Genomic DNA, 11,951 nt, shown 5'->3' with positions numbered 1-11,951 from the left:
CCTCCCCGTTCTATTTTGCTTGGTCAATCAGGCCGCTTGCTTGGCTGCCCCATAGGGATCAAACCGCCCGTAGAAGGTTTCGCCCTTCTGGGCCATCTCCTTCAGCAGAGGCGTTGGTGCAAAATGCGGGCCGTAGTCCTTGGCCAGCCGTTCGCAGAGCGCCACGAAGGTCTTCACGCCCATGCCGTCGATGTAGGACAGTGCGCCGCCGGTATAGGGGGCAAAGCCGAAGCCGAGGATGGAGCCAACATCGGCTTCGCGCGGGTCAACCACGATGCCTTCTTCCATGGTGCGGGCCGCTTCCAGGGCGATGGTTGCCAGGAACCGCTCTTGCAGGGTCTTGACGTTGACGTCATCCGGCTTCTTTTGCGGATAAAAGTCCTTCAGGCCCGGCCAGATATGCTTTTTGGCTGGCTTGGCGGGGTAGTCGTAAAAGCCCTTTCCGTTCTTGCGGCCAAAGCGTTCTTCCTTTTCGACCATGCGGGCCACCAGTTCCATATGGCGCGGGTCCACCGCCTTCTCACCGAGATCGGCGACGGTGGCCTTGAGGATCTTGTAGGAGAGATCGATTGCCACTTCATCGTTGAGGGACAGCGGACCAACCGGCATGCCAGCGAATTTCGCGGCATTTTCGATCATCACCGGCGGCACGCCTTCCAGCAGCATGTCGTAGCTTTCCGCCATGTAGCGCAGCACGCAACGATTGACGAAGAAGCCGCGGGTGTCATTGACGACAATCGGCGTCTTCTTGATCGCTGCTACATAATCCAGGGCCACCGCCAGCGCCTTGTCACCGGTCTCCTTGCCAAGGATCACTTCCGTCAGCATCATCTTTTCGACCGGCGAGAAGAAATGGATGCCGATGAAATCCACCGGGCGCTTGGAGTTCTTGGCCAGGCCGGTGATCGGCAGGGTCGAGGTGTTGGAGGCAAAAATGGCCCCTTCCGGCAGGACGGCCTCGACCTTCTCGATCACGGCCTTCTTGACATCGCGGTCTTCAAACACCGCTTCGATTACCAGATCGGCATCCGACAACGATGAATAATCGTCGCTTGGCGTGATCAGAGACAGCAGCTTTTCGCCGTCTTCCTTGCTCATCTTGCCCTTACCGATCGCACCCGACACCAGCCCTTCGGCCACGGACCTGCCCTTGTTGGCAGCCTCCATGTCGCGGTCGATCAGCACGACGGGCAGGCCGGCGGCGGCGGTGACATAGGCAATCGATGCGCCCATGAAACCAGCGCCAACCACGCCGACCTTTTTGATCGTGCTTTTCGGCTGGCCTGCCGGGCGGCGCGCGCCCTTGCCAAGCTCCTGAAGCGAGATGAACAGCGAGCGGATCATCGAGAAAGCTTCGGTGGTCTGGACGATTTCGGTAAAATAGCGCTGCTCGATGCGAAGTGCTGTGTCGAACGGCACCTGCAAGCCTTCATAGACGCATTTCAGGATCGCCAGGGCGGCTGGATAATTGCCGGAGGTTTCACGGCGCAGCACAGCCGGTGCCGCTGGCCAAAGCTGGGCCGATGCCGGTGTCCAGATGCCGCCGCCGGGCGCCTTGAAGCCCTTTTCATCCCAGGGGGCAACCGGCTTCAAGCCATCCTTGATCATCTGCTTTGCGGCTGTAATGAGCTGGTCCGGCTCCACCACCTGATGCACGAGGTTCATGGCCTTGGCGCGCTGTGGCGTCAGGGTCTGGCCGGTGGTCATCATTTGCAGGGCGTCCTGGGCATTGGCCAGACGCGGCACACGCTGCGTGCCGCCAGCGCCGGGGAAGATGCCGACCTTGACTTCCGGCAGCGCCAGCTTCACCGATTTGCCGTTGGAGACCACGCGGCCATGGCAGGAGAGCGACAACTCAAACGCGCCGCCCATGCAGGTGCCGTTGATAGCGGAGACCCAAGGCTTGCCATTGGTCTCGATCTTGCGCCACAGCCAGCTCATCCGGCCAGCCGAATCAAACAGCTTTTGCACGGCATTGGCCGGGTCCTTGGCGCGTTCTTCCTCCACCATGGAAAACATGCCGCGGATCATGCTGAGATCGGCACCACCGGAAAAGGCGGATTTGCCTGACGTGAAGACGACGCCCTTGACGGCTGCATCCGCGACGGTGGCATCGACAATCGCTTCGATTTCGTCCATCACCTCCATGGTGAAGACATTCATGCTCTTGTCGGGCATGTCCCAGGTGACAAGGGCAATGCCGTCTGCATCGGTCTCAACGGTGAAATTCTTATAGGTCATTGTCATCCCTCCCGATCAGACTCGTTCAATAACGGTGGCGGTGCCCATGCCAGCCCCGATGCAGAGCGTGACAAGCGCGGTGTTTAAATCACGCCGCTCCAGCTCATCCAGCACGGTGCCGAGGATCATTGCGCCTGTGGCACCCAGCGGGTGACCCATGGCAATCGCGCCACCATTGACGTTCATCACATCATGGGACACGTCAAAATGCTGCATGAAGCGTAGAACCACGGCAGCAAAGGCCTCGTTCAGCTCAAACAGATCGATGTCGGCCAGCGTCATGCCGGTTTTCTTCAACAGCTTTTCCGTTACATCGACAGGGCCGGTCAGCATCAAGGCCGGATCGGAACCGATATTGGCGAAGGCGCGAATGCGGGCGCGGGGCTTCAAACCCATGCTCTCGCCGCCCGTCTTGGAGCCAAGAAGCACAACACCGGAGCCATCGACGATGCCGGACGAATTGCCCGCATGGTGGACGTAATTGATCTTCTCGATTTCGGGATGCGCCTGAATGCCGACGGCTTCAAAGCCGCCCATTTCACCGGGCATCTGGAAGGAGGGGTTAAGGCCTGCCAGCGACTGCATGTCAGTGCCGGGGCGCATATGTTCGTCGCGGTCCAGAATGGTCAGGCCATTCTGGTCCTTCACGGCGACGACCGATTTGTCGAAATAGCCCTTTTCCCAGGAATTGGCGGAGCGTTTCTGGCTCTCCACCGCATAGACATCCACATCATCGCGTGAAAAGCCATACTTTGTGGCGATCAGATCGGCAGACACGCCCTGCGGCATGAAAAAAGCCGGGAAGTTGACCGACGGATCCATGAACCACGAGCCACCCGACATGCCAAGGCCAACACGTGACATGCTTTCGACGCCACCGGCAATGACAATGTCATCCGCACCCGTGGCAATCTTGCCTGCGGCCAGATTGATGGCATCAAGACCAGAGGCGCAGAAACGCGAAATCTGTATGCCCGGAGCCTTGGTGGAATAACCCGCCTCGAAGGCAGCAGCCTTCGGGATCACCGCGCCCGCATCCATGACAGGATCGACGCAACCCATGATGATGTCATCGACGGTGGATGTGTCGAGGCCATTGCGGTCACGAATGGCTTCCAGCGCCTTGGCGGCAAGCCGCACCGATGGCACTTCATGCAGCGCGCCATCCTTCTTGCCGCGGCCGCGCGGCGTGCGCACGTGGTCGTAAACATATACTTCAGTCATCATCTCTCTCCCTTCGCCGTTTCCAGCGCAGCACAATTTATTTAAGTGTCCATTTTCCACGGCGGTCGTCTTTTGCTGCAACCATCACGCCCATTTTTCGTAGTTCCATTGCCGCCCAACGCATATCGTATTGCCAAGTATAGAATAGGTCGTTTCCCTTTAAGTCGTGCTCGTAATTTTCCCAAATATACTTCGCAACATAAAGAACTGACGCGTGCCCTTTGTTGGATTTTAATGCCTTAACAACCCAATCCTTAAGATCTGATTTGCTTGCCATTTATGCTTCCATTGACGAAAAATCAAAATGCCTCGGCGGCCATCGCCATCACGCTGTCAGCACCCGCTTCGATGCGCGACTTGCGAAGGGCGGTTTCCGGCATGATCTTTTCCATGAAGAAGCGACCGGTCAACAGCTTATTGTTGTAATAATCCGCATCACTGGCACCGCTTTCAAGCGCCTCATGGGCGGCCTTGGCCATTTTGGCCCACATATAGCCAAGAACGACAAGGCCAAAGAGATGCATGTAATCGGTCGAGCCAGCGCCGGCATTGTCGGGTTTGGCCATGGCGTTTTGCATGAACCACATGGTCGAGGCTTGCGCGTCGTTCAGGCCCTTCTTCAACTGCTTGGTGAAGAAAGACAGTTTTTCATTCTCGCGGTTTTCCTCGCAGAAGGCCCCGATTTCGTTGAACAGCGCCATTACGGCCCGCCCACCATTGAGGCCCAGCTTGCGGCCGACCAGATCCAGCGCCTGAATGCCGTTCGCCCCTTCATAAATCATCGCAATGCGGGCATCGCGCACATACTGGCTCATGCCCCATTCTTCGATATAGCCATGGCCGCCATAGACCTGCTGGGCCATGACCGCATGGTCAAAGCCCTTGTCGGTCAGGACACCTTTGAGGATCGGCGTCATCAGGCCGAGAATGTCATCGGCGGTCTGCTTTTCAGCCGCATCACCGGCGCGGTGGGCAATGTCGGATTTCAACGCCGTCCAGAGCGTGAAGGCGCGGCCTGCCTCGTTGAAGGCCTTGATGGTCATCAGCGCGCGGCGAATATCGGGATGGACGATGATCGGGTCGGCCTTTTTATCCGGTGCCTTGGCGCCAGACAGCGAGCGGCCCTGAATACGCTCCCGCGCATAGGTCACGGCGTTCTGATAGGCGACTTCGGCAATCGACAGGCCTTGCAGGCCGACGCCCAGACGGGCCTCGTTCATCATCACGAACATGGCCGACAGGCCTTTGTTCTCCGCGCCGATCAGATAACCGGTGGCCCCGTCATAGTTCATGACGCAGGTGGCATTGCCGTGAATGCCCATCTTGTGTTCGATGGCGCCACAGGTGACGCCATTGCGGGCACCGGTCGAGCCATCGTCATTAACGATGAATTTCGGCACGATGAACAGCGAAATGCCCTTGGTGCCCTCAGGCGCGCCTTCGATACGAGCCAGAACTAGATGGATGATATTGTCGGTCATCCCATGTTCGCCAGCCGAGATGAAGATCTTCTGGCCGGAAATCTTGTAGGTGCCGTCACCATTGGGAACGGCCTTGGTGCGCAGCAGGCCAAGGTCGGTGCCGCAATGGGGCTCAGTCAGGTTCATGGTGCCGGACCAGGTGCCCTCGACCATTTTAGGCAGATAGGTCTGCTTCTGCTGGTCGGTGCCATGCACCAGAATGGCGGCAATCGCCCCTTGCGTCAGGCCCGGATACATCATCAGCGCCATATTGGCAGAAGACATATATTCACCAACGGCAGCATGCAGCACGTAAGGCAGGCCCTGGCCGCCATATTCCGGCGGAACGGCAAGGCCGCTCCAGCCACCGGCGCAATAGGCGTCATAGGCTTCCTTGAAGCCCTTCGGCACGGTCACGGAGCCATCCGCATTGCGGGTACAGCCTTCCTGGTCGCCGGACAGATTGAGCGGAAACAGCTGCTCTTCGGCAAGCTTGGCGGCCTCGCCGACAATCGCCTCGATCATGTCGGGCGTTGCGTCCTCGAAACCGGGCAGGTTGTTGTAACGCTCCAGGCCCAGCACTGTGTTCAGGATGAAAAGCGTGTCCGTGACAGGTGCCTTATAGACGGGCATGGTCAATGTCCTCCAGATTGCGGCCGGCGTCCTCCCCGGCGATGTTCTGTCTTACAAAATATTGACGTGCGCGTAAACGTCAATACGCAAAAATGTGAATTTGAAAATGCGACCTGCCAACGGATAGGCCAGAGGAACAAGGAATTTGCGCAGCGGAGACGAAAGGGACGATGATCGTCGCGCATATATCACGCTGGAGTTCACGTTTGGCGGCACAATAGGATGCCCACACCGAAAAGGTTAAAAATCTCAGCCATTCTTAACGGGTTGTTTACCACGTTTCCCCGATTCTGCTGCGGAATGATTTGCGCCGCCTCAAGATGAGAATTGCAACCTCCAATCCCTGGTTTGGGGGAGGGGAGCAGGGCTTGGGGCAGGCCCGAAACGCGAAGCGAGTTTGGAATATGAACGGACAGCGGTCTCCATCGCAGAGCTATAGAGCTCCCGGCCAGATGCCGCCTCACCAGGCGGAGACCCGTCAGGCTGACCCTCGCCCCGTCGGTGCTTCGTCGCTGGATGCCCTGAGCCGCACGATCGAGGGGCTGGAGGCGCGGATCGAAGGTCTGATGAATGGTATCTCCGGCGGTGCTGCCAGGGATGTTCGCCCCGCAGCCAGCGCTTTTCCCGATAAGCCATTGCAGGCTTCGGCAGAGCTGCCGCCCGCTGCGACCTCTTCTGTTGCTGGCGACCGGCTCGATCCGTTGGCCGAAATCCGCGCTCGGCAACGGGCGTTGGAAGCAGCGCGTCCCCTCGCTCCGGGAAGGGCGTCGCTGCGCGACAACGATTCCAAATATCGAGCGCCTGAGGAGAGTGTATCCGTGCGTCCGCCGCAAGTGCTTGAACTGGCGCCGCAGCTGATGGCGGGCGGGAGTGCTGCGCCCCTGCCGGATTTCTATAAGGCCCTGTCTACCCTGCGCGCCGACCTGCGCCAGGATATCAGCGAAAGCCTTGCCGGTGAAATCGGTGCTTTGCGCTCCGATATCCAGGATATCAGGGTGATGGCTGAAGAAAGCCGTGAAGCCGCTGGCCTGCGTGAAGATTTCATGCGCATGGCCGATAGTCTGGAGCGGATCGGCCATCCCGCCGCGCCCGAAACCGAAGCATTGCGGGCCGATTTCGAGGAATTGCGCTCTTTGATGGACGGACTGGCCCGCGACAGTGGCACGCAGACCATGGAAACCCGTTGGAGCGCGCTCGAAGCCCGGCTCGATACCATCGCGCCTGAGCGCATTCAGCAGGACCTGTTGCAGCTTGCCTACCGGCTGGATGAGATCAAGCAGCAATTGGGAACGATCGGCGATGTGCGCTCCGTGCGGCTGCTGGAAGACAAGCTGGTTGCCATTGCCAAGGCGCTTGAGCATATCGGCCAGCATCTGGAGCCTAACAGCCAGGCGATGCTGGAGCAGTTCGGCCAGCTCGATCACCGTCTGGACGAGATTTCCCGCGCGATTTCCGTTTCTGGCCGTCATGCGGGGCAAGCCACCGACCCGCGCCTGATCGAGCGTCTGGAAGACCGGATCGCCACCATTGCCCATCATCTGGAACTGATTTCCGAGCAGACCGCTGGTTTTCCGGCTGGCGATCTTGATCGCCGTCTCGAAGCGCTGTCGTTGAAAATCGAGGATCTGGCCCACCAGCAGGCCGCCCAGCGGCTGGAAGAGCGGCTGGACGATCTGACCCGCATGCTGGAAATGTCGCAGCGCGAAAGCCTGCAACCCGAACTGACCGGCTATCTCTCCGATATTTCCCGCAAGATCGACGCGCTGGATCATGCTTCCCTGAGCGACAAGCTGGCCGAGCAGATCGCCGTGATCGGCAGGCGAATCGATCAGATCGATGCTCAGCCAGTGGCATCATCTGTGGATGAAAGCCTGCTGCGCAGCCTGGACGACCGGCTGTACTCCATCGCGGCCCGCCTGGATGAGACGAGTGCCTCGCCTTCCGGCGATGGCTCCGCCATTGCCGGGCTGGAACAGCAGATCGCCCATCTCTCGGCGCTGATCAGTGCCTCGCCCTTGACGGACAATGGCCAGGGTGAGCGTATCGAAGGCCGGATGGCGGCCCTTGAGGATTATCTGGCGACCAGCGACGAATATATCGTCGAGGCTGCCCGCCAGGCCGCCGAAGCGGTGATGGACAATTATGCCCGCCAGAGCCCGGCAGCCGTTGAGGTAGCGGGACAGGACCAGATTGCCGAAACGCTTGGTGTGCTGGCCGATCACCTGCGCCACCTGGAAGAGATCAGCCGGGGCGGGGAGGAGCGCAGCCACCGTACCGTCGAGGCTTTGCACCAGACCCTGGTGCAGATTGCCGAAAAACTGGACCAGATGGACCGCCGGACGGCGACAGTCAGCAGTGAGGAAGACCGCGACGATACGGCTGTTGCCGCCGCGCAGACGCCCCAGGCCGCTCAGACCGAGGTGGAACCGGCTGTCATCCTTCCGGCTGAAGACAATATTGATGCCCCCGCTCATGCCGAGGCTCGTCCGCAGAGCGATGATGAGAAGGCGGCAAAACCCAGCCTGATCGCTGGTTTGAGCCGGCGCCTGAAGCCGAAGATCAAGAAAGCGCAGGCCGAGACGGCGACACCGGCAAAGGCCGCCGCTCCGCACCCGCGTCAGATGATCGAGGATGCGCCTTCCATCGACCCCGTCGATATTCTGCCGCCGGAAGAGGCCAATGAATTGCTGGAACCCGGTTCCGGCAAGCCGGATGTGCGCAAGATCCTGGAAAAGGTCCGGGCGCGCCAGCAGGCCGGGACCGCACCGGCTGAACCTGTCCTCGGCACGGCAAGCGTAAAACCGGCATCAGCGGATGACCGGATGGATTTCATCGCCGCAGCGCGCCGGGCGGCGCAGGCAGCAGCCCAGGAAACCGACCGGGCCAGCCGCCCTAGCCGGACGGCCCTTGCCGACGAAGTCGCTGGCGGCTCAGCTTTTTCCAGATATCGCCGTCCAATCCTGATGGCGGTCGGTGCGCTTTTGCTGGCGGCTCTTGCCGTTTCGGCAGTAAAGACGCTTGGCGGCGGCAATGCTCAGGCGCCTGCTGAGCAAGCGCCAACCACATCGGCACCTGCCAAACTGGCACCTTCTGCGGCCATTGAGGCACCCTCCATCCAGCAGGCACCGCAACAACCGGTTCGGGCGGTCGAGATCAAGGCCGAAGCGCCGCAATCCCAGTCCTCCGTGGAAAGCACCGAGACGGATCTATCTTCCGCGCCGGTCATTCCGGTGACGTCACCGACAGGCCAGGCCAGCCTTTCATCCACCCCGATGGATGGCAGCCAGACGGTTGCGGGTCTCTCGGCTCAACCGCCGATGCCGGATGCGGCCCAGGCCGGATTTGCGGCCCCGAAGAATGAGGCCGTCAAGCCGCTGTTCGAGGTGCCCGCCGATCTGTCGCCCGCTTCACTGGTGACGGCTGCCAAGGCGGGCGAGCCTGCTGCCCTGTTTGAAATCGGTTCGCGCTATATGGAAGCACGCGGCCTGCCGGGCGATGTCTCGCAGGCAGCGGTCTGGTTCCAGCGCGCCGCCGATCTGGGGCTGGCGCCTGCCCAATATCGCCTTGCAGGGCTTTATGAAAAAGGCACTGGCGTTCAGCGCGACCTGACGCGGGCAAAAGGGCTTTACAGCCAGGCCGCCGAAGCGGGCAATGCCAGCGCCATGCATAACCTCGCCGTGCTCTATGCTTCCGGTGGCGATGGCAAGCCGGATATGGATGCTGCGGCCAAATGGTTTGCCAGGGCCGCCGACCTCGGCGTGACGGACAGCCAGTTCAATCTCGCCGTACTCTATGCGCGGGGTACGGGCGTGAAGCAGGATCTGGAAGCCTCCTATAAATGGTTCGCGCTGGCCGCCAGCCAGGGCGACAAGGACGCCGCCGCCAAGCAGGAAGAAGTGGCGAGATCCTTGCAGCCTGCTGCACTCGCACGCGCCAAGGCGAGCGTCCAGCAATGGCAGGCAATGCCTGTGAATGCCGATGCCAACACGGTCAACCTGCCGGATGAATGGGTTGGCAAGAGCCTGAAGACCGGCAGCGTCGACATGGAAAAGGCGGTCCGCAACATCCAGGCCATTCTCAACAAGAACGGTTTCAATGCCGGAGAGCCGGATGGCAAGCTCGGCGCCCGCACCGTTGCCGCCATCAAGGCCTTCCAGACCTCGGTGGGCCAGGAGCCAAGCGGCAAGGTTTCCAACGAACTGGTCAAGGCGTTGCTGGCCCATAACGGTTGATGCGGGGTCGGTGTGGTGGAGTTGGAGCGTCAGTGTCGATGCGACTGGAATCTGTGAAGTTCAAGTTGACCCGGATAAACTCAACTTTCGCCGAGGCAAACTCAGGCGAGAGGGCGCGCCGAAAGATTTTGCGCCTGCCGTTTTGCCTTGCAGGCGAACGAAATCCTCCTACAATCGCCCAAGCACACCTACTGAAATGATCAATATTGCCGGTGCCGGGCGAGCTTCACGATTGTAGAACGTGTGAGTCCCGAGTTTTTTTGGGTAAGTGCCCCTAAATCTACCGGGATTTAAGGAATGATATCGTAAGGATCGACGGGCATCGTCATGGGCATTCCGGCCATGACGGCGGAATTTGGCATTTCGGGCGCATTTCGAGGACAGCCGTGACACTTTACCTGCCGATTGCGGAACTGTCGGTGAATATTTTCATCATCCTCGGCATGGGCGCGGCTGTCGGCTTTCTCTCGGGCATGTTCGGCGTCGGTGGCGGATTCCTGATCACCCCCTTGCTGATCTTCTATAATATTCCGCCCGTCGTCGCCGTTGCCACCGGCGCCAATCAGGTTGTGGCCTCTTCGGTCTCCGGCGCCATGAGCCATTTTCGGCGTGGCTCGCTGGATTTGAAGCTCGGTTGCGTGCTGCTGGTCGGCGGTTTGTTCGGCGCGTCGCTCGGCATGTGGATTTTCGTCGCCCTGCGCAAGCTCGGCCAGATCGACCTGTTCATCTCCATCCTCTATGTCGTGCTGCTGGGTTCAATCGGCACACTGATGCTCTGGGAAAGCATCGGCGCGCTACGCCGTTCGGCCCGCAAGCAGCCAGCGCCGGTGCGCCGCCCCGGCCATCACAATTGGGTGCATCGGCTGCCCTTCAAGATGCGCTTCAAGAAATCGAAGATCTATCTCAGCGCCATCCCCATTCTGGTGCTCGGTTTCCTCGTCGGTGTCCTGACACCGATGGGTATCGGCGGCGGCTTCATTCTGGTGCCGGCGATGATCTATCTCCTGCGCATCCCCACCAATGTCGTGGTTGGCACCTCGCTGTTCCAGATCATCTTCGTCAGCGCCTTCACCACCATTGCCCAGGCCAAGGCCAATTATTCGGTCGATATCGTTCTGGCCTTCATGCTGATGATCGCTGGCGTGATCGGCGCGCAATATGGAGTGCGGGTCGGCCAGAAACTGCGCGGCGAACAATTGCGTGCTCTTCTGGGCCTGCTTGTCATGGCCGTTGGCCTGCGCCTTGCCATCGAACTGGTGATGACCCCTGACGATGCCTATTCGATCGTGGTGGGGAGTACGGGCCGATGATTATGGGCCGGTTCCTCCTTGTGGTGTTGATCGCACTCTCTGGCGCAATCCTGTTTGCGGGCGCGGCGAGCGCCCAGATCCCCTTTCTGACCCCTGACAGTACCGGCAAGGAAACGCTGGAAATCGGCACTTCCACCAATGAAATCGCTATTACCTCGGATTTTCGCGGCGCGGATCTCACCGTGTTTGGGGCGTTGAACAATGTCGATCAATTGCTGCTGGCCATCGGCCAATATGATGTCGTGGTGACGCTGGAAGGACCACGGGAAGCGGCGACCGTCCGGCGCAAGGAGCGGTTCCTGGGCATCTGGGTCAACCGTAAATCCCTGACCTTCGAGCGGGTGCCGACCTCCTATTCGGTTGCCAGCACCAGGCCGGTGCAGGCGATTGCCCCGCGTGAGGTTCTGAACGATCTGGGGCTTGGCGTCGACTATCTGCCGCTGACCCCGACCGGCCATTTTATCGGCGATATCAATATGGGTGAGTTTCGGACTGCCTATCGCCGCCTGCAACAGACGAGCGGGCTTTATCAGGAGGGCGATACCGGTATTCGCTTCGTCAGCACCAATCTGTTTCGCGCCAGCCTGCGGCTGCCCGCCAATATTCCCGATGGCGTGCATGTCGTGCATGCCTATCTGTTCAAGAGCGGCGTCTTCCTGGCCCAGAAGGATCTGCGTCTGCGGGTGGTGAAGACCGGCGTCGAACAGGCGATTACCGATGCCGCCCATAACCAGCCCCTGTCCTACGGCATCTTCGCCGTGCTGGTGGCTGTCATCACCGGGTGGACGGCCAGCATTGTCTTCCGCAAGGATTAAGAGGGATTTAGACAATCAACACGCAATCGGGCGTTG

The 11,951-nt window shown here is 60.0% G+C and carries 7 protein-coding genes; 3 read left to right on the top strand and 4 right to left on the bottom strand.

All coding sequences use genetic code 11. From position 1 onward, the window contains the following. Positions 1 to 27: 27 nt before the first annotated feature. The 4 genes from V6582_RS07960 to V6582_RS07945 are packed head-to-tail and all read right to left on the bottom strand — an operon-like array spanning position 28 to position 5,558. The gene (locus V6582_RS07960; RefSeq protein ID WP_156631988.1) at positions 28 to 2,241 is read right to left on the bottom strand and encodes an FAD-dependent oxidoreductase; all 2,214 of its coding nucleotides are present in this window, start codon (positions 2,239 to 2,241) and stop codon (positions 28 to 30) included. Positions 2,242 to 2,256: 15 nt separating this feature from the next. Then, the gene (locus tag V6582_RS07955) at positions 2,257 to 3,465 is read right to left on the bottom strand and encodes an acetyl-CoA C-acetyltransferase (protein WP_156631987.1); all 1,209 of its coding nucleotides are present in this window, start codon (positions 3,463 to 3,465) and stop codon (positions 2,257 to 2,259) included. Between the two features lie 37 nt (positions 3,466 to 3,502). Further along, on the bottom strand, positions 3,503 to 3,742 hold the full coding sequence (locus V6582_RS07950; protein WP_156631986.1) for a hypothetical protein: 240 nt from the start codon (positions 3,740 to 3,742) through the stop codon (positions 3,503 to 3,505). Positions 3,743 to 3,764: 22 nt separating this feature from the next. Next, positions 3,765 to 5,558 (bottom strand): acyl-CoA dehydrogenase C-terminal domain-containing protein, encoded by a 1,794-nt coding sequence (locus V6582_RS07945; protein ID WP_156631985.1) that lies wholly within the window; start codon positions 5,556 to 5,558, stop codon positions 3,765 to 3,767. Between the two features lie 452 nt (positions 5,559 to 6,010). Between V6582_RS07945 and V6582_RS07940 the strand changes: the two genes are divergently transcribed. The 3 genes from V6582_RS07940 to V6582_RS07930 all read left to right on the top strand — a co-directional run bounded on the left by V6582_RS07940 (position 6,011) and on the right by V6582_RS07930 (position 11,915). After that, positions 6,011 to 9,790 carry a peptidoglycan-binding protein gene (locus tag V6582_RS07940; protein WP_156631984.1) on the top strand — a complete coding sequence of 1,260 codons (3,780 nt, stop codon included), beginning with the start codon at positions 6,011 to 6,013 and terminating at the stop codon, positions 9,788 to 9,790. Positions 9,791 to 10,176: 386 nt separating this feature from the next. After that, a complete protein-coding gene (locus V6582_RS07935) occupies positions 10,177 to 11,100 on the top strand; it encodes a sulfite exporter TauE/SafE family protein (protein WP_337739266.1) in 924 nt (307 codons plus the stop codon). 2 nt (positions 11,101 to 11,102) lie between these two features. Then, positions 11,103 to 11,915: a TIGR02186 family protein gene (locus V6582_RS07930; RefSeq protein WP_197434388.1), complete on the top strand. Its 813-nt coding sequence runs from the start codon at positions 11,103 to 11,105 to the stop codon at positions 11,913 to 11,915. Positions 11,916 to 11,951: the final 36 nt, after the last annotated feature.

This window comes from Agrobacterium vitis (assembly GCF_037039395.1).
GTDB classification, from domain to species: domain Bacteria; phylum Pseudomonadota; class Alphaproteobacteria; order Rhizobiales; family Rhizobiaceae; genus Allorhizobium; species Allorhizobium vitis_E.
Note: the sequence above shows the minus strand (reverse complement) of the source record. Positions and strands in the feature narration are given on the sequence as shown.

Coding starts and splice junctions, on each gene's coding strand:
- V6582_RS07945 (WP_156631985.1), bottom strand. CDS start 5,558: ATGCCCGTCTATAAGGCACCTGTCACGGACACGCTTTTCATCCTGAAC.
- V6582_RS07930 (WP_197434388.1), top strand. CDS start 11,103: ATGGGCCGGTTCCTCCTTGTGGTGTTGATCGCACTCTCTGGCGCAATC.
- V6582_RS07960 (WP_156631988.1), bottom strand. CDS start 2,241: ATGACCTATAAGAATTTCACCGTTGAGACCGATGCAGACGGCATTGCC.
- V6582_RS07950 (WP_156631986.1), bottom strand. CDS start 3,742: ATGGCAAGCAAATCAGATCTTAAGGATTGGGTTGTTAAGGCATTAAAA.
- V6582_RS07955 (WP_156631987.1), bottom strand. CDS start 3,465: ATGACTGAAGTATATGTTTACGACCACGTGCGCACGCCGCGCGGCCGC.
- V6582_RS07940 (WP_156631984.1), top strand. CDS start 6,011: ATGCCGCCTCACCAGGCGGAGACCCGTCAGGCTGACCCTCGCCCCGTC.